This is a genomic window from Streptomyces sp. TM32 (assembly GCF_004122755.1).
GTDB classification, from domain to species: domain Bacteria; phylum Actinomycetota; class Actinomycetes; order Streptomycetales; family Streptomycetaceae; genus Streptomyces; species Streptomyces sioyaensis.
In genome coordinates this window covers 48895-67108 of sequence record NZ_SDIG01000001.1, presented here as the reverse complement: position 1 = coordinate 67108, position 18214 = coordinate 48895, and the positions used below count along the sequence as shown (strand labels likewise).

The 18214-nt window shown below is 73.3% G+C and carries 13 protein-coding genes; 12 read left to right on the top strand and 1 reads right to left on the bottom strand.

Annotation, left to right across the window (positions count from 1 at the left end; translation table 11 throughout):
• The first annotated feature begins 59 nt into the window (after nucleotides 1-59).
• From EST92_RS00310 to EST92_RS00290, 5 genes are all read left to right on the top strand, one after another.
• Entirely contained in the window at nucleotides 60-581 is a 522-nt protein-coding gene (locus EST92_RS00310) for a sigma-70 family RNA polymerase sigma factor (protein ID WP_275540835.1), read from the top strand.
• Complete coding sequence (locus EST92_RS00305) at nucleotides 578-1324, top strand: zf-HC2 domain-containing protein (protein WP_129278967.1); 747 nt, start codon at nucleotides 578-580, stop codon at nucleotides 1322-1324. Before EST92_RS00310 ends, EST92_RS00305 begins: the two co-directional genes overlap by 4 nt.
• A gap of 266 nt (nucleotides 1325-1590) precedes the next feature.
• A complete protein-coding gene (locus EST92_RS00300) occupies nucleotides 1591-4092 on the top strand; it encodes a UvrD-helicase domain-containing protein (protein WP_129278966.1) in 2502 nt (833 codons plus the stop codon).
• 515 nt (nucleotides 4093-4607) lie between these two features.
• Entirely contained in the window at nucleotides 4608-6041 is a 1434-nt protein-coding gene (locus tag EST92_RS00295) for an NAD-dependent malic enzyme (RefSeq protein ID WP_129278965.1), read from the top strand.
• 305 nt (nucleotides 6042-6346) lie between these two features.
• Nucleotides 6347-6628 (top strand): HU family DNA-binding protein, encoded by a 282-nt coding sequence (locus tag EST92_RS00290; protein WP_006605312.1) that lies wholly within the window; start codon nucleotides 6347-6349, stop codon nucleotides 6626-6628.
• A 459-nt stretch (nucleotides 6629-7087) separates the two neighbouring features.
• Here the strand turns inward: EST92_RS00290 and murA are convergent, their stop codons facing one another.
• Nucleotides 7088-8437: a UDP-N-acetylglucosamine 1-carboxyvinyltransferase gene (gene murA, locus EST92_RS00285; protein WP_129278964.1), complete on the bottom strand. Its 1350-nt coding sequence runs from the start codon at nucleotides 8435-8437 to the stop codon at nucleotides 7088-7090.
• A gap of 297 nt (nucleotides 8438-8734) precedes the next feature.
• On the opposite strand from murA, the gene EST92_RS00280 reads away from it, so the two are divergent.
• The 7 genes from EST92_RS00280 to EST92_RS00245 all read left to right on the top strand — a co-directional run bounded on the left by EST92_RS00280 (nucleotide 8735) and on the right by EST92_RS00245 (nucleotide 18091).
• Nucleotides 8735-9415, top strand: a complete 681-nt coding sequence (locus EST92_RS00280) for a YqgE/AlgH family protein (RefSeq protein WP_129278963.1) — start codon at nucleotides 8735-8737, stop codon at nucleotides 9413-9415.
• Nucleotides 9416-9616: 201 nt separating this feature from the next.
• The gene (locus tag EST92_RS00275; protein ID WP_129278962.1) at nucleotides 9617-10297 is read left to right on the top strand and encodes a hypothetical protein; all 681 of its coding nucleotides are present in this window, start codon (nucleotides 9617-9619) and stop codon (nucleotides 10295-10297) included.
• A 90-nt stretch (nucleotides 10298-10387) separates the two neighbouring features.
• Complete coding sequence (locus tag EST92_RS00270; RefSeq protein ID WP_078568732.1) at nucleotides 10388-10681, top strand: DUF3039 domain-containing protein; 294 nt, start codon at nucleotides 10388-10390, stop codon at nucleotides 10679-10681.
• 758 nt (nucleotides 10682-11439) lie between these two features.
• Entirely contained in the window at nucleotides 11440-12336 is an 897-nt protein-coding gene (locus tag EST92_RS00260) for an FAD binding domain-containing protein (protein ID WP_129278960.1), read from the top strand.
• Between the two features lie 100 nt (nucleotides 12337-12436).
• Nucleotides 12437-14626, top strand: a complete 2190-nt coding sequence (locus EST92_RS00255; RefSeq protein ID WP_129278959.1) for a 2Fe-2S iron-sulfur cluster-binding protein — start codon at nucleotides 12437-12439, stop codon at nucleotides 14624-14626.
• A 100-nt stretch (nucleotides 14627-14726) separates the two neighbouring features.
• Nucleotides 14727-17057, top strand: coding sequence for a xanthine dehydrogenase family protein molybdopterin-binding subunit (locus EST92_RS00250; RefSeq protein ID WP_129278958.1), 2331 nt, complete (start codon nucleotides 14727-14729; stop codon nucleotides 17055-17057).
• A 269-nt stretch (nucleotides 17058-17326) separates the two neighbouring features.
• On the top strand, nucleotides 17327-18091 hold the full coding sequence (locus EST92_RS00245) for a DUF2071 domain-containing protein (RefSeq protein ID WP_129278957.1): 765 nt from the start codon (nucleotides 17327-17329) through the stop codon (nucleotides 18089-18091).
• The last annotated feature ends 123 nt before the right edge of the window (nucleotides 18092-18214 follow it).

Here is an 18214-nt window from a genome sequence, read left to right as displayed (position 1 = left end):
GGCGATCTTGGGCGATCTGGGCTATCGACCCGGGAGTTGGAGTGCGTAAGGATGCCGTCGTGGCAGACAGGACGACACCTGACGAGGAGCTCATGCGAGCCCTCTATGACGATCATGCGGGCCCGCTTCTCGCCTTCGTCCTGCGCTTGGTGGCGGGCGACCGGCATCGCGCGGAGGACGTGGTGCAGGAGACGCTGGTCCGTGCCTGGCGCAACGCGGATCAGTTGCAGCGGGCGACCGGATCCATCCGGCCCTGGCTGGTGACCGTCGCCCGGCGGATCGTGATCGACGGGCACCGCAGCCGCCAGGCGCGGCCGCAGGAGGTCGACGCGACGCCCCTGGAGACGATGCCCGCCGCCGATGTGATCGACCGGGCGCTGCGGCTGATGACGATCTCCGAGGCGCTGAGCGATCTGAGCAAGGCCCACCGAGAGGCCCTCGTCGAGACGTACTTCAAGGAGCGTACGGTCAGCGAGGCGGCACAAGTGCTGCGGGTGCCGGCCGGGACCGTGCGGTCCCGGGTGTTCTACGCGCTGCGCTCCCTGAAGCTCTCGCTTGAAGAACGAGGAGTAACGGAGTGACCTCGCCCCTGCCGCCGGACCGGCACACCGACGTCGGCGCTTACGCCCTGGGCGTCCTGGACGCCGCCGACGCGGACCGGTTCGAGGCGCATCTCGTCGGCTGCGACCGGTGTGCGGCCGAGCTCGAACAGCTGATGCGGCTCACGCCGCTGATGGCGGAGTTCAAGCAGTCCGCCCCCACCCCGCAGACGATCACCGCCGTCCCCGGGCCGGCGATGCTGGACGGGCTGCTGGACGTGGTGACCACCACCCGGCGCGGCCGCGCCCGGCGCCGGCTGTTCCTGGTCGCCGCGGCGGTCGTACTGATCGTCGGCGGCCCGCTCGCCACCTTCGCCCTGAAGGGGACGGAGGCTCCGCAGAGCCCTTCGGCGCCGCCCCTGGCGAACGCCGTCCGGGCCCAGTACGCGGCGGGCGAGAAGGTGAGCTCCGTCGACCCGGACACCAAGGTGTCGGCGGGCGTCTCCATGGCCGCCAAGCCCTGGGGCACCCAGGTCGTCCTTGAGCTCGCCAACGTCAAGGGGCCGCTCGCCTGCGATCTGGTCGCCGTCGGCAAGGACGGCAAACGGCAGACCGTCACCACCTGGGCCGTCCCCAAGGGGGGATACGGCATCCCGGGCAGCACCGCGAAGTGGAACCGCGAGCCCCTGTACGCGGCGGGCGGCGCGGCCCTCAACCGCGGCGACATCGACCACTTCGAGATCAACACGCTGGACGGCAAGCGGCTGGCGAAGGTCGACGTCTGAGGCCCGTCCCCGGCGCCCCGGCCCGCCGCGGCCCGGGGCGCCGGCCACGCACCTCCCCGCGCCGGACCGGCAGCTCCCCCGACCGGCCCCACCAGGAGCCATGGTCCGCCTCGCCGGCGGAGCCGCGGTCCGCGTCCACACCGGAGCCGCGGTCCGCGTCGCCCTCCGACCGAACTCGTCCGACTTCGTCCTTCTGACCAGGTGCGCATGATGCCCGGTTCGCGTACGGTTGACGGCTGCCCTACGCACAGCAGAAGGGGGCCTGGGTGGCCGCGCACAACGCCACGCACGCACCGGATCACGCCTCGGATTCCGTTCGCGACCGCGAGATCGAGTCCGAGCAGACGCATCTGGACCGCGTCTACCGGCGCCTTGAGGAGAAGATCCACGAGGCCGAGTTCCTGATGGACGATGCCGCCAAGCGCGGCCAGGTCGGCACGCCCGGCGCGCTCGCCGAGCGCGACGCCCAGGTCTTCCAGGCCGGCGTCCATCTGCACCGGCTGAATTCCGAGTACGAGGACTTCCTCTTCGGCCGGATCGACCTGCTCCTCGGCAAGGACGGCAAGAAGGGCCCGGACGGGGCCTTCACCTCCGTCGAGCCCGCCGACGGCGCGATCGAGAACAACCGCGCCGAGATCGCCGAGACGCTGCACATCGGCCGCCTCGGTGTCCTCGACGCGGACTACTCCCCGCTGGTCATCGACTGGCGGGCGCCGGCCGCCGCGCCCTTCTACCGGGCCACCCCGGTCGCCCCCGGCCGGGTCGTCCGCCGGCGCGTGATCCGCTCCAAGGGCCGCAGGGTCCTCGGCGTCGAGGACGACCTGATGCGCCCGGAGGTCACCGCGACGCTGGCCGGCCGGGAGCTGCCGGCGATCGGTGACGGTGCGCTGATGGCCGCGCTGGGCCGGGCCCGCAGCCACACCATGCGGGACATCGTGGCCTCCATCCAGGCCGAGCAGGACATGGTGATCAGGGCCCCCGCCGCCTCCGTCACCGAGGTCGAGGGCGGGCCCGGCACGGGCAAGACCGCGGTCGCCCTGCACCGCGCGGCCTACCTCCTCTACCAGGACCGCCGCCGCTACGCGGGCGGCATCCTGATCGTCTCCCCGACGCCGCTGCTGGTCGCGTACACCGAAGGCGTGCTGCCCTCCCTCGGCGAGGAGGGCCAGGTCGCCATCCGGGCCCTGGGCTCGCTGGTGGAGGGCGCCGAGGCGAGCGCCTACGACCCGCAGGCCGTCGCCCGGATCAAGGGCTCCGCGCGGATGCAGAAGCTGCTGCGCAAGGCCGCCCGTGGGGCGCTGGAACTGGCGGCTCCGGCGGCGTCGCCGGACGGCACCGGTCCGGCCGCCGCGGCGGACGAGGACGGCCAGCTGTCCCTGGAGGACCTCTTCGCCCCGCCCCCGGACAGCGGCGCCGCGCAGGAGACCCGCCGCGCCCGCCGCACCCGCTCCAGATCCCCGCGGCCCGCCGCGGCCGCCCCCGCCCGGCTGCGGGTCGTCGCCTTCGGCGGCCGGATCGAACTGGACGCCGACGAACTGCACGCCATCCGGCAGTCCGCGCTCGGCGGCACCGCACCGGTCAACCTGCTGCGCCCGCGCGCCCGCCGGCTGATCCTGGACGCGCTGTGGGCCAAGTCCGGCGCCGCCCGCCGCTACACCGACCCCGAACTCGCCGCCGAGGCCCGCGAGGGCTTCGACGAGGACATCACCACCGAGCACGACTTCCAGGAGTTCCTGGACGCCTGGTGGCCCGAGCTGACCCCGCGCGGCGTCCTGGCCGCGATGGCCGACGAGCGGCTGCTGGGCCGCTGGGCACGCCGGACCCTCAACCCGCGCGAGGTACGCCAACTGGCCCGTTCCCTCCAGCGGTTGGACGCGCAGGGACACGGCCCGCTGTCGGTGCACGACGTCGCGCTGCTGGACGAGCTCCAGCTGATCCTCGGCGCCCCGATGCGCCCGGCCCGCCCCCGCGAGGCCGATCCGCTGGACCATCTGACCGGCCTGGAGGAGCTCACGACCTACGCCGACCGCAACGGCGGCGGCCGCGGCCGGCGCGAGCGGCTGGAGGAGGAGCGCACCGACTACGCCCACGTCATCGTCGACGAGGCACAGGACCTGACGCCGATGCAGTGGCGGATGGTCGGCCGCCGCGGCCGGCACGCGACCTGGACCGTGGTCGGCGACCCGGCGCAGTCCTCGTGGTCCGACCCGGACGAGGCCGCCGTCGCCCGCGACGAGGCGCTCGGCACCCGCCCGCGCCGCCGCTTCACCCTCACCGTGAACTACCGCAACCCCGCGGAGATCGCCGACCTGGCGTCCCGGGTGCTGGCGCTGGCGATGCCCGGTATGCAGTCCCCGAAGGCGGTCCGCTCCACGGGCCTCGAACCCCGCTTCGCGCTCACCTCCGACGGCGGCGGCCCGGCCGGCGACGAGGCGCTGGCGCGGACCACGGTCGCCGAGGCCGAGCGGCTGCTGGGCGAGGTGGACGGCACGGTCGGCGTCGTGGTGGCCATGAACCGCCGCGAGCAGGCCCGCAGTTGGCTGGCCCCGCTCGGCGACCGGGTGGTGGCGCTGGGCTCCCTGGAGGCCAAGGGGCTGGAGTACGACGCCACCCTCGTGGTCTCGCCGGCCGAGATCGCCGACGAGTCCCCGGCCGGCCTGCGGGTCCTGTACGTGGCGCTGACCCGGGCCACCCAGCAGCTGACCGTGCTGTCGGCCGAACGGGACGAGCCGGACGCGTCCGCGGTGCCCGATCTGCTCCGGGACTGACCCCCGGCCGGCGGTGCCCGGCACCCGTACGGCGGCCCCGCCGGGCGCCGGGGACCGCCGTACGAGGGGTCTTCAGATCGGCCCCCCTGGACGGGATTCGCTTCCGGGGATGGTTTGTTAGCCTGGGTGACGGCACCGGCTCGATCCAAGCCCCCGGGCCCAACCATCGTCGCTACGAGCGACCACTTGCCGCGAGGCGAGCATGGCGGGTCGGTGCCGCTTGATCGTCGACTACGGGCGTCTCTCCTGCGGGAGAGGCGCCCGCAGTCGTTCGGTGCCCGCTGAACGGCGGGCGACGGGCGGATGACCGTTGCCGCAACGTTCCGCAGGTCCGCTCCCCGGGGGTTCCGCGCCTCGGCTACTTCTCGTATGGTGGAATAGTCTTTCCGAAAGTCATGGCTGGTTACCGCGTACCGGCTGGTAGGTGCGACGATCGGTCAACATTGCTCCGGACCGGGTACCCCCGGGCCACGGAGCCGCTGAGAGAGAACCAGGGAAAGCAGAGGAAGTCGGCCATGGCAACGGCGCCAAGCGTCTCGTACTCGATGACGGTTCGGCTGGAGGTCCCTGCCAGCGGGACCGCGGTCAGCCAGCTCACCACGGCCGTGGAGTCCTCCGGCGGCTCGGTCTCCGGCCTCGACGTGACGGCATCCGGCCACGAGAAACTCCGGATCGACGTCACGATCGCCGCGTCGTCCACCGCGCACGCCGACGAGATCGTCTCCAAGCTGCGCGGCATCGAGGGCGTCTCGCTCGGCAAGGTCTCCGACCGTACCTTCCTGATGCACCTCGGCGGCAAGATCGAGATGTCGTCGAAGCACCCCATCCGCAACCGTGACGACCTGTCGATGGTGTACACCCCCGGCGTCGCCCGCGTCTGCCAGGCCATCGCCGACAACCCCGAGGACGCCCGCCGCCTGACCATCAAGCGCAACAGCGTCGCGGTCGTCACCGACGGCTCCGCCGTCCTCGGCCTCGGCAACATCGGCCCCAAGGCCGCGCTGCCCGTCATGGAGGGCAAGGCGGCCCTCTTCAAGCGCTTCGCCGGCATCGACGCCTGGCCGCTGTGCCTGGACACCCAGGACACCGACGCCATCGTGGAGATCGTCAAGGCCATCGCCCCCGGCTTCGCCGGCATCAACCTGGAGGACATCTCCGCCCCCCGCTGCTTCGAGATCGAGGCGCGGCTGCGCGAGGCCCTGGACATCCCGGTCTTCCACGACGACCAGCACGGCACCGCCATCGTGGTGCTCGCCGCGCTCACCAACGCGTTGCGCGTCGTCGGCAAGAAGACCGAGGACGTCCGGGTCGTGATGTCCGGCGCCGGCGCGGCCGGTACCGCCATCCTCAAGCTGCTGATCGCGGCCGGCGTCCGGCACGCCGTCGTCGCCGACATCCACGGTGTGGTGCACGCCGGCCGGCCGGACCTGGTCGACGCCGACCCGGACTCGCCGCTGCGCTGGATCGCCGACAACACCAACCCCGAGGGCGTGACCGGCACCCTCAAGGAGGCCGTGGTCGGTGCGGACGTCTTCATCGGCGTCTCCGCGCCCAACGTCCTGGACGGCGACGACGTCGCGAAGATGGCCGACGGCGCGATCGTGTTCGCGCTCGCCAACCCCGACCCGGAGGTCGACCCGGTCGTCGCCCGGCAGACCGCCGCCGTCGTGGCCACCGGCCGCTCCGACTTCCCCAACCAGATCAACAACGTCCTGGTGTTCCCCGGTGTCTTCCGCGGCCTCCTCGACGCCCACTCCCGTACGGTGAACACCGAGATGATGCTGGCCGCGGCCGGCGCCCTCGCGGACGTCGTCCTGGAGGACGAGGTCAACCCGAACTACATCATCCCCAGCGTCTTCAACGAGAAGGTCGCGGGCGCGGTGGCCGACGCGGTCCGGAACGCGGCGAAGAGCGGCGAAGCGGCTGTGACGGCTGCCACGACCGTCTGAGTCGGCGCGTCGCTGGAACACCGCCGTTGAGCCGCCCATAGGGTGGCGGGCAGCAAGCGACCGCCGCCCTGTGGGGCCGGCCCGGAGCGGGATTGATACGGAGCGTGACCACTAACGAGGCAGTGGCGCTTTTCGTGTGACCCTCCTGGGTGCCGGATTGGCTTTACCGCCGCAGGTAGGGGCAGGATGCGTAATCGGGCGCGAGGGTCTGGCACCAGACCCGGGTCCGGGGACTGTCCGAGGACCCTGGCAGCATCGGCTTCGATCTCACGCCTCATTGGCAAGAAGAACACGGGAGTACAAACATGAACCGCAGTGAGCTGGTGGCCGCTCTGGCCGATCGCGCCGAGGTGACCCGTAAGGACGCCGACGCCGTTCTGGCCGCCCTCGCCGAGGTGACCGGCGAGGTCGTCGCCAAGGGCGACGAGAAGGTCACCATCCCCGGCTTCCTGACCTTCGAGCGCACCCACCGTGCCGCTCGCACCGCGCGCAACCCGCAGACCGGCGACCCGATCCAGATCCCGGCCGGCTACAGCGTGAAGGTCTCCGCGGGCTCCAAGCTCAAGGAAGCCGCCAAGGGCAAGTAAGACCCTCAGCACGGCACGCCAGGGCGGCCATCCCTTCCAGGGGTGGCCGCCCTGGCGCGTCCCACGGCACGGGCGGCCGGTGGACGGCCGGAGACGGCCGGCCGCACCGAACGGGAAGTCCGCCGGGCGCACGCCCCCCAGCGAAGCCGCCAGGGCCCCGCAGGAGCCGGAAATGCCACCCGGTACGCCCGGAGATGCGCCGGCGGTCCGCAACCGGCGCCGCCGGGGCGCCCCTGGGGCTGTCGACGGCCGGGCGGTCCGTGCGACCTCGGCGGTGCCGTCGCGGTCCCGTACGGGGCCGCCGTACGGGTGAGACCCGGGGCCGCGAGGACGGACGGCGCGAACGGTGCGCCGCACCCGCCGAGTTGTCCGCGGCGTGCGGGACTCCGCACGGCAGCGGGCCCCGGCGGTGTACGCCGGGGCCCGCTGCCGTCTGTCGGGAAGACCGCTGTGCCGTGGTCAGTTGCTGCGCAGGGCGCCGTTCGGGAGCTCGACCTTGCCGCCCAGCTCCACGAGCTTCTCCATGAAGTTCTCGTAGCCGCGGTTGATCAGGTCGATGCCGTGCACCCGGGAGGTGCCCTGCGCCGCCAGCGCCGCGATCAGATACGAGAAGCCGCCGCGCAGGTCGGGGATGACCAGGTCGGAGCCCTGCAGTCGGGTCGGTCCGGAGACGACCGCGGAGTGCAGGAAGTTGCGCTGGCCGAAGCGGCAGGCGGAGCCGCCCAGGCACTCGCGGTAGAGCTGGATGTGCGCGCCCATCTGGTTGAGCGCGGAGGTGAAGCCGAGCCGGGACTCGTACACCGTCTCGTGCACGATCGACAGACCGGACGCCTGGGTCAGCGCGACGACCAGCGGCTGCTGCCAGTCGGTCTGGAAGCCGGGGTGGACGTCGGTCTCCAGGGCGATGGCGTTGAGCGAACCGCCCGGGTGCCAGAAGCGGATGCCCTCGTCGCCGATCTCGAAGGCGCCACCGACCTTGCGGAAGGTGTTGAGGAAGGTCATCATCGACCGCTGCTGCGCGCCGCGGACGAAGATGTTGCCCTCGGTGGCCAGCGCCGCGGACGCCCAGGAGGCGGCCTCCAGGCGGTCCGGGAGGGCGCGGTGGGTGTAGCCGTCGAGTTTGTCGACACCGGTGATCCGGATCGTCCGGTCGGTGTCCATGGAGATGATCGCGCCCATCTTCTGCAGGACGCAGATGAGGTCCTCGATCTCCGGCTCCACGGCGGCGTTCGACAGCTCGGTGACGCCCTCGGCCAGGACGGCGGTCAGCAGCACCTGTTCGGTCGAGCCGACCGACGGGTACGGCAGCCGGATCTTGGTGCCGCGCAGCCGGTGCGGGGCCTCCAGGTACTGCCCGTCGGCGCGCTTCTCGATCGTCGCGCCGAACTGGCGCAGCACGTCGAAGTGGAAGTCCACCGGGCGGCCGCCGATGTCGCAGCCGCCCAGACCAGGGATGAAGGCGTGGCCGAGGCGGTGCAGCAGCGGGCCGCAGAACAGGATCGGGATCCGTGAGGAGCCCGCGTGGGCATCGATGTCAGCGACGTTGGCGCTCTCGACGTGCGACGGGTCGAGGATCAGCTCCCCCGGCTCGTCACCCGGGCGCACCGTGACGCCGTGCAGCTGCAGCAGCCCGCGCACCACGCGTACGTCGCGGATGTCGGGCACATTGCGCAGCCGGCTGGGGCCGCTGCCGAGGAGGGCGGCGACCATGGCCTTCGGTACAAGGTTCTTCGCGCCGCGAACCCGGATCTCGCCCTCGAGCGGGGTGCCGCCGTGGACAAGCAGTACGTCGTCAGTAGAGACGGTCATGGATCTCGCGTTCCTGGAGACGGGCAGGGGCCAAGCTGAAATGGTAAGGGCGCCCGGGGGTGAGTCCGTAGGCCCGTGCAGGCTTCGCGCGTGTAATGGCTTTGCGACAACACGCTCCGCTACGTTCCGCCTTAGATCTGTCATCAACCTTTGGCTGAAATTGCCGGGGAATGTCTTGAATGGGCTATACGGTGCCGAGGACGTGCGCCGGTGCTGCCGCCGTACGCCCTGCCCTGCTCTCGCACGGGCTCGGGCGTTGACTCCCCGCTCCGGGCAGAAGTGCGGGATCATGTGGCCATGACCGAGGTGTCCTCGCTCACAGGGCGGCTGCTCGTCGCGACACCCGCGCTCGCCGATCCGAACTTCGACCGCGCGGTGGTGCTGCTCCTCGACCACGACGAGGAGGGCTCCCTCGGCGTGGTCCTCAACCGCCCCACCCCGGTCGGCGTCGCGGACATCCTCGCCCCCTGGGCCGCACTGGCCGGCGAGCCGGGGGTGGTCTTCCAGGGCGGCCCGGTGTCGCTGGACTCCGCGCTCGGGGTGGCCGTGGTGCCCGGCGGGCTGTCCGGCGAGGGCGGCATCCCCTCCGTGGACGGCAGCACGCCGGCGGGCGGTGACGGCGCGGAGCCGGCCGGCGCCCCGGCCGCCCCGGCCGCGGACCGGGCGGACGTCCAATCGGGTGACGAGCCGCTGGGCTGGCGCAGGGTGCACGGCGCGATCGGCCTGGTCGATCTGGAGGCCCCGCCGGAACTCCTCGCGGCGGTGCTGGGCAGTCTGCGGATCTTCGCCGGGTACGCGGGCTGGGGCCCGGGCCAGCTGGAGGACGAGCTCGTCGAGGGCGCCTGGTACGTGGTCGAGTCCGAGCCCGGCGACGTCTCCTCGCCCGATCCGGAGCAGCTGTGGCGCGCGGTGCTGCGCCGTCAGCGCAACGAACTGGCGATGGTGGCCACGTATCCGGACGACCCGTCGCTGAACTGAGCCCCGTCCGGGTGCGGGCGGGCGTCGGGCGGGCGGCTTCCCGCAATCCGGCGCGGGGGCCCGAATTTTGTTGACGACTGGATTATTGTGACGGCTTCGGCATGGGGAATTGTCGGACCCCGTCGCTAGGGTCCGGACGTAACAGGCGAGGTGTGCGGGCCGCGTCGGCGGGGCCGCGCAGGACAAACGGGGGAGAGCGCCATGCAGAGGCCGAGCGTGCCCGAGGACCTCGACCATCCGGAGCGCCTGTGGGCGCGCGCCGCGACCCTGGCCGTGGTGGCGGCCGGCGCGGACGACGGGGACGAATACAGCTGGGGCCGCAACGGCCTGGAGTGCTGGAACGGCGGCGGCAGCTACTGGTGGCGGCTGCAGCTGTTCGAGGGCGGCCGGGCACTGCTGTGCGGCCAGGACTCGGACGGCAGCTACACCCACGAGGGCGACCGGCGGATCGACTTCCTGGCCGGCGGCCCCGAGTGGCTGCCCTGGGAGCGGCTGCGGGAGGACGCCGAGGGCAATCTCCTCGGGTTCGTCTACTGGTGGCAGGACGGCGGCTGGGCCCGTGCGCCCTATCCCGCGAAGATGCCGGACGACGGCCTGGAGATGGCCATGAACTGGGCGGCGCCCGGTGACGCCGCGATCGACAAGCTCGTCGAGGACCTCGTGGCACGGGCGGAGACGGAGGTCGACCCCGGTGCGGCGGTCCGTGCCTTCCTCGCCCTCGCCGCGGCCCGCACGGTAGGGGCGGCGGACATCGCGGCGCTGCTGGACGCGGTCTGCGACAAGGACTCCTGGTACGACGTCCGGCCGGACGCCGCGCTGGCCTTCGCCGTGCGGCTGGGCCTGACGGCCGGGGACCGGGGCGGTATGGCGGTCGCCTCGTAGCGGCCGTGCCCCGGGGGCGTGCGCCCGGCCCGGCACCGGCACCGGACCGACGCTCCCGGCTTGTGGCGCGCGTGAGTACCCTTGGCTGTTATGAGCACTGTTGAGCCCGAGCGCGGGGCAGGTACGGGCACCCTCGTAGAGCCGACACCGCAGGTGTCGCACGGCGACGGCGACCACGAGCGCTTCGCCCACTATGTCCAGAAGGACAAGATCATGGCGAGTGCGCTCGACGGGACGCCCGTCGTGGCGCTGTGCGGAAAGGTCTGGGTTCCGGGTCGCGACCCGAAGAAGTACCCGGTCTGCCCCATGTGCAAGGAGATCTTCGAGTCCATGGGTGCCGGCGGCGACAAGGACAAGGGCGGCAAGGACGGCGGCAAGAAGTAGCCACCGCGGACCGTAACTCCCGGCCGGCGACGGCCGGTCGTGTGCGCGCGGCGTAAGGACGGTGACGGGCTGCGGACGCGGCCCGTCCGGCACTGCGTCGTGCGGCGGTGACGCACCTGCCTCGGTACGGGCCCGGGTCCCTCGTGGACCGGGGCCCCTCGGCGTTCCGGGCCCGTGCAGGGAGTCCAGGACCTCCCCGCGGCTCCCTCGACGAACCCCCTCCGCCACCACGGCAGTTACGGGCCCGAAGGCGCCCCGTCATGGCCGCATCGGCCGTGACGACCGCCCCGCGCCGGCCGTCTCCTTCGTCACGACGCCCTCGGCGTCGACTGTCCACCACCGCCCGCCCGGCGGCCCCCACCCCTGGCAGAAACGGCCCGGAGCGCTCGGACGCCCGATCGACGGGGCGCCCCCAAACGTGTGAGCCCCGGTGCAAGGAGGGCGCCCGTGCGGCCGGTCCCTGGGACGGTGGTGCGGTACGGCGGTCCCCCCGCACCGCCGTACCGAGCACCGCAGTGCCCGCGGGCGCGTCCCGCTGCACCCCGCCGGAGGCCGCCGCCGACGTGCCACACCGCAGTGCCCGTACCGTCGGTGGCGGACGAAACCGGACGAGAACCCTGTCCCGGGACCGACCGCCGCTTCGTGGACCCTCGCGCCGAGGGCCCGGGAAGATGTGCCAGAGTTGCCACGTCCGGGCTGTGAGCACGTACCGTACGGCGGAGCGGAACTGCCGGGACACCGGGGAAGGGGCAGCTGGCTTGACCACGCACGCACCGCACGCGTCGCACACGGTGACGTTGCCGGCCTCGCTCGACGAGGCGGTGGCGGCGCTCACCGCCATGCCCACCGCCGTGCCCGTCGCGGGCGGCACCGATCTCATGGCGGCGGTCAACGCCGGACACCTCAGACCCGCAGCCCTGGTGGGTCTCAACCGGATCAGTGAGATGCGCGGGTGGCAGTACCTGGACGGCCATGCGCTGCTCGGTGCCGGTCTGACCCTCGCCCGTATGGGACGTCCCGACTTCGCCGCCCTGATCCCCGGCCTGGCCGCGGCCGCCCGCGCGGCCGGTCCACCGCAGATCCGCAACGCCGGCACCCTCGGCGGCAACATCGTGACCTCCGCGCCCACGGGGGACACCCTCCCGGTGCTCGCCGCCCTCGAAGCCACGGTGATCATCGCCTGCCCCGGGGGCGGCCGCCGGGAGATTCCGGTCAGCCACCTCCTGGCCGGCCGCGAGATGCTCAGCCCCGGCGAACTCGTCGGCTTCGTACGGGTGCCGCTGCTGCACGCCCCGCAGACCTTCCTCAAGGCCACCGGCCGCACCGGCCCCGGCCGTGCCACCGCGTCGGTGGCGCTCGTCCTGGACCCGGCGCGGCGCGGGGTGCGCTGCGCGGTGGGCGCGGTCGCGGCCATGCCGCTGCGCCCCCTGGAGGCCGAACAGTGGGTGGCCTCGCTCATCGACTGGGACGGTGAACGCGGCCTGGTCCCCGAGGCGCTGACGGCCTTCGGTGACTACGTCGCCGCCGCCTGCATCCCGGACCCGGCGCCGCCCGAGGACGGTTCGGAACCGGCCACCCTGCCGCCGGCCGCACTGCACCTGCGCCGTACGGTGGCAGCCCTGGCCCGCCGCGCACTGGGGAGGGCGCTCTCATGAGCGGGCGCGGCATGGGGATCCCCTCCGTCGGAGACCGGGGGATCATCATCGAAGGGTGCGCGCCTCGCGATTGCGGGGCCGAGCGAAGTGAGGGCTCGGCATGAGTGACGCCGACAACCGCCATCCGTACCAGCCGCACCCCGACCAGGGCTGGCAGCCACTGCCGCAGGGTGGCGAGTACGAATCGGAGGCAACGGCCTTCGTGCAGCTCCCGGAAGGCTTCACCAGCGGGATCTACCAAGGACGGGCGCCCCGTTACGGCACCCCGGGCGCCGAACCCCTGGAGGCCCCCGGCCACGGCTACACCCCGCCGTCCTCCTTCACCCCGCACGCCGGCACGCCACCGGTCCCGGACGCGGGCGCCGACCCGGCCGCCACCGGCCAGTGGACGATGCCGTTCGCGGACCCCTCGGCCGGATACGCCGACCCGTCCGCCGGATACCCGGCCCATGCCGAGCAGGCGCCCCACCAGGGCCACTCGACGGCTTACCACAGCGGCACCCCCGAGGCGGCCCCGCCGTGGGGCGAGCAGGTGGACTGGCCCGTGGCGGGCAGTCCGGAGGCGGGCGGTACGGGCACCTGGTCCATCCCCGCGGCGGCGGACGACGGACCGGAGGAGTCCGGCGAGTATCTGCTCGGCGACGACGAACTGACGGGGCATACAGGGCATTCGGGGTATGCCGGCGGCTATCCGGGCGTCCATGGCTACCAGCGTCACCCAGGGCATCCGGGGCATCCGGGTCCTACGGGGCACGGCGCTGCCGCCGGCTACCAGGACGGCGGATACCCGACCGCGTACGACGGGGCTCCAGGTCCGGCGGACGCCGAAGAGGCCGCCCGGACCGGGCACTGGAACTTCACCGCCGGGCCGGACGCCGCGGGCGGGCCGGAAGCGCCCCCCGCGCAGCCGCAGGATTCCGCGCACGGCGAGGAGGTGCACGAGGAGGCGCACGGCCCCTTCGGCGTCCCCGCGGGCGACCCGTACGCGCACGAGCGCGGTCTTTCCGGCCACGGCGCCGAGTCCGAACCGCCCGGCGCCGCCGACCCGTACGCGACGGGCGGCGGCCGGCACCCCGCGGCCGGCGAGGCGACCGGGCACTGGTCGCTGCCGGCCGATGCGCTGGCCCAGTGGCCGCCGGCCACCGAGGCGGCACAGCCGTCGCACGACGGGGCGCCGGAGCGGCAGGAGGCGGCGGCCGACCTGTCCGACGCGATGGCGAACATGCCCGACATGACCGGCACGCACGGATGGCCGGTCCCGGGAGCCGACGGCGAACAGCCGCCGGAGTCAGACGAATTCGCGCACCCCGACACCCCGGCCGAGTCCGCCGCGCCGGACGACGACGGCGCCGCGCCGGACGCCCCGCAGGAGACCAACGGGCCCGGCGCGCACACCGAGCCCGACGCGCACCCGGCCCCCGACGACTTCGCCGGCACCAACGACTCCGCGGACTCCGACGACCTCGCGGGCCCGGAGGCCTTCGCGGGCCCGGAGGACGGCAGGGACGCCGCCGACGCCGCCGGTACGGACGACCGCACCGTCGACAGCGCCGCCGACCGTATTGCCGACGGCGCCGCCGGTGACGGGGAGTCCCTCGCCGGCATCGAGCCCCTCGCCGACGCCGGCGCCGACGCCGCTGCCCCGGTGTCCGGCTCCGGCCTCGACGGCCACGACGAACACCCCGCCGCCTCCTTCGTGTTGCGGGTGAACGGCATCGACCGGCCGGTCACCGATGCCTGGATCGGCGAATCACTGCTCTACGTCCTGCGCGAGCGCCTCGGCCTGGCCGGCGCCAAGGACGGCTGCTCGCAGGGTGAGTGCGGGGCGTGCTCGGTCCAGGTGGACGGCCGGCTGGTGGCGTCCTGTCTGGTGCCCGCGGCCACCACGGCCGGCAGCGAGGTCCGTACCGTCGAGGGGCTCGCGGAGAACGGCGTGCCCTCCGACGTGCAGCGCGCGCTCGCCGCCTCCGGTGCGGTGCAGTGCGGCTTCTGCGTACCGGGGGTGGCCATGACCGTCCACGACCTCCTGGAGGGCAACCACGCCCCCAGCGAGCTGGAGACCCGCAAGGCGCTGTGCGGCAACCTCTGCCGCTGCTCCGGCTACCGGGGTGTACTGGACGCCGTCGAGGAGGTCGTCAAGGCCCGCGCGGAAGCCGCCGATACCGCGGAGGGCGAAATGGACGGGGAGACGCCGGCGGACACCGCCCGTATTCCCCACCAGGCGGGCCCCGCCGATCCCATGGGCCACGCCCCGCACGACCAGGATCCGCATACGGGAGGCTCCGCATGAGCGAGCGCAGCACGGGGGTCCCCCCGGCCGGCGGCCGGGGGAGTGGCAGGGAGAGGTGCGCGCTGAGCGGATGCGAGGACGGGCGAAGCGAGGTTTCGGCATGAGTGGCACGTCCGACGGCGCGAGCGCCGTCACCGCGACCCCTGCGGCGGGCGTCCAGATCCCCGACGAGCCGCCGCCGCACGGCCTGGGCGTCTCCCTGCCGTCCGAGGACGCGCCGGCCAAGACCGAGGGCACCTTCCCGTACGCCGCCGACCTGTGGGCCGAAGGGCTGCTGTGGGCCGCGGTGCTGCGCTCCCCGCACCCGCGCGCACGGATCCTGTCCATCGACACCAAGCACGCCGTGGAGATGCCGGGCGTACGCGTCATCGTCACCCACGAGGACGTCCCCGGCGACGCGGCGCACGGCCGCGGCACCGCCGACCGCCCGGTCTTCGCCAAGGACGAGGTCCGCCACCACGGCGAGCCGATCGCCGCCGTGGCCGCCGACCACCCCGACACGGCCCGGCTGGCCGCCGCCGCCATCGCCGTCGAGTACGAGGTCCAGGAGGCGGTCACCGACCCCCAACTGGCCTTCGAGGCCGAGCCGCTGCACCCGGACGGCAACCTCATCCGGCACATCCCGCTCCGCTTCGGCGACGCCGACGCCGTGGGCGAGGTGATGGTCGAGGGGCTCTACCGGATCGGCCGGCAGGACCCGGCGCCCATCGGGGCCGAGGCGGGGCTCGCGGTGCCGCGCCCCGATGGCGGCGTGGAGATCTACACCGCCTCCACGGACCCGCACACCGACCGCGACCTGGCCGCCGCCTCCTTCGGTCTCGCGCCGGAACAGGTCAAGGTCGTGGTGACCGGCGTCCCCGGTGCCACCGCCGACCGCGAGGACCCCGGAGTCTCGCTCGCGCTCGGCCTGTTGGCGCTGCGTACGGGCTGCCCCGTCAAGCTCGCCGCCACCCGTGAGGAGTCCTTCCTCACGCACGCCCACCGCCACCCCACGCTGCTGCGCTACCGCCACCACGCGGACGCCGACGGCACCCTGGTCAAGGTGGAGGCGCAGATCCTGATGGACGCCGGCGCCTACGCGGACACCTCCGCCGATGCCCTGGCCGCCGCCGTCTCCTTCTCCTGCGGCCCGTACGTCGTCCCGCACGCCGTCGTGGACGGCTGGGCGGTGCGCACCAACAACCCGCCGTCCGGCCATGTGCGCGGCGAGGGCGCGATGCAGGTCTGCGCCGCTTACGAGGGCCAGATGGACAAGCTGGCCGCCCGGCTGGGCCTGGAGCCCGACGAGATCCGGCTGCGCAACGTCATGGCCACGGGCGACCTGCTCCCCACGGGGCAGACGGTGACCTGCCCGGCCCCGGTGGCCGAACTCCTGCATGCCGTCAAGGAAGCGCCGCTTCCCGAGCTGCCCAAGGATGCACCCGAAGCGGAGTGGCTCCTGCCGGGCGGACCCGAGGGCGCGGGAGAGCCGGGCGCGGTGCGCCGCGGCGTCGGCTACGGGCTGGGCATGGTGCACATGCTCGGCGCGGAGGGCACCGACGAGGTCTCCACCGCCACCGTCAAGGTCAGCGGCTCGGTCGCCACCGTCATCTGCGCCGCCGTCGAGACCGGTTCGGGGTTCTCCACCCTGGCGCGGCAGATCGTGCAGGAGACGCTCGGCGTCCAGGAGGTGCACGTCGCGCCCGTCGACACCGACCAGCCGCCGGCCGGCCCGGCCTGCCACGGCCGGCACACCTGGGTCTCCGGAGGCGCCGTCGAGCGCGCGGCGAAGATGGTCCGTACGCAGCTCCTCCAGCCGCTGGCCCACAAGTTCGGCATGTCCACCGAGCTGCTGCAGATCAACGACGGCAAGATCACCTCGTACGACGGGGTGCTCAGCACCACCGTCGCCGAGGCGCTGGACGGCAAGGAACTGTGGGCCACCGCCCAGTGCCGGCCGCATCCGAGCGAACCGCTGGACGAGAGCGGTCAGGGCGACGCGTTCGTCGGTCTCGCCTTCTGCGCGATCCGCTGTGTCGCCGATGTCGACATCGAGCTCGGCACCATCCGGGTCGTGGAGATGACCGTTGCCCAGGACGTGGGGCGGGTGCTCAACCCCCGCCAGCTGCGGGCCCGTATCGAAGCCGGTGTCACCCAGGGGCTGGGCGCCGCCCTGATGGAGAACCTGCGGACCACCCGCGGTCAGGTCCGCCATCCCGACCTGACCGGCTACGCCCTGCCGACGGCCCTGGACGCGCCGGACATCCGCATCGTCAAGCTCGTCGAGGAGCGGGACGTGGTCGCCCCCTTCGGCGCCAAGCCCGCCAGCGCCGTCCCGGTCGTCACCTCACCGGCCGCCGTGGCCTCCGCGGTCCGCGCCGCCACCGGCCGCCCCATCGGCCGCCTCCCGATCCGCCCGCAGGCGGCGGTGGCACAGGTGGTGCAGCAGTAGGGGGCCCGCTGGTAGGGGAGTCCCGCTGGTAGGGGGAGTTCCCCGTCGCGGGGGTTGCTTCCTCGCCGCGGGGGTTGTTTTCCCGCCGCAGGGTTGTTTCCCCTCCGCCCACCCCCCTTCGGGGGGTGGGCGGGTGTATGTGGCCCGGTTTCGGGTTCGGTTCGTGCCTGCTTGCGTGCCTGCCTGCGTGCCTGCGTGCCTGCGTGCCTGCGTGCGACGGGCCGGCCGGGGCCCTGTCGGCGGTCGAAGGCGTGTGCGATGCTGGCGCGATGTCGCACTCCCCTGTCCCTGCGGAGCCGATAACGCCCGATCCGGTGCACGAGGTTCCGGACACGCTGCTCACCCAGTCCTGGCTCGACCTGTCGTTCCTGCACTGGGCCGCCGACCCCGCGGACGTGGCACCGTTGCTGCCGGCCGGGACAGTGCCCGACACCCACGACGGGCTCACCTACATCGGCCTGGTGGCGTTCCGGATGCACCGGGTGGGCTGGTTCAGGGTGCCGGGTGTCCCGTACCTCGGCACCTTTCCCGAGACCAACGTGCGGCTCTACTCGGTGGACCGGCACGGCCGACGCGGTGTGGTGTTCCGCTCGCTGGAGGCCTCGCGGCTGCTGCCGGTGGCCGTCGCCCGCAGCGCCTTCCGGCTGCCCTACATGTGGGCCAGGATGGCGATCCACCGTGACGCGGACACCATCAGCTACACCAGCAGCCGACGGTGGCCGGGGCCGCGCGGGGCGCGCTGTCGGATCGCGGTGCGGATCGGCGAGCGGATCGAGGAGCCGACCGCCCTCGAACACTTCCTGACCGCCCGCTGGGGCATGCACAACGCCTTCTTCGACCGACCGGTGTATCTGCCCAACACCCACCCGCGCTGGCCCCTGCACCGGGCCGAACTCCTCCACTGTGAGGATGAGTTGGTGACCGCCGCCGGGCTGCCGTCGCCGACCGGGCCGCCGGTCAGCGTGCTGTACTCCCCCGGCGTACCGGTTCGCTTCGGCCGCCCTGCCCGCCCGGGCGGCCTGCCCACCCCCTGAGCCCGGCGCGGGGCGGCGGTCCACGACCGCTTCCACCCCTCTCGCTCCTTTTCGGGTGGCCGGGCCACTGACCTGCGATTGCACCCTCCGTCACGGGAATTGTCAGCGGGGTCACTTAGAGTG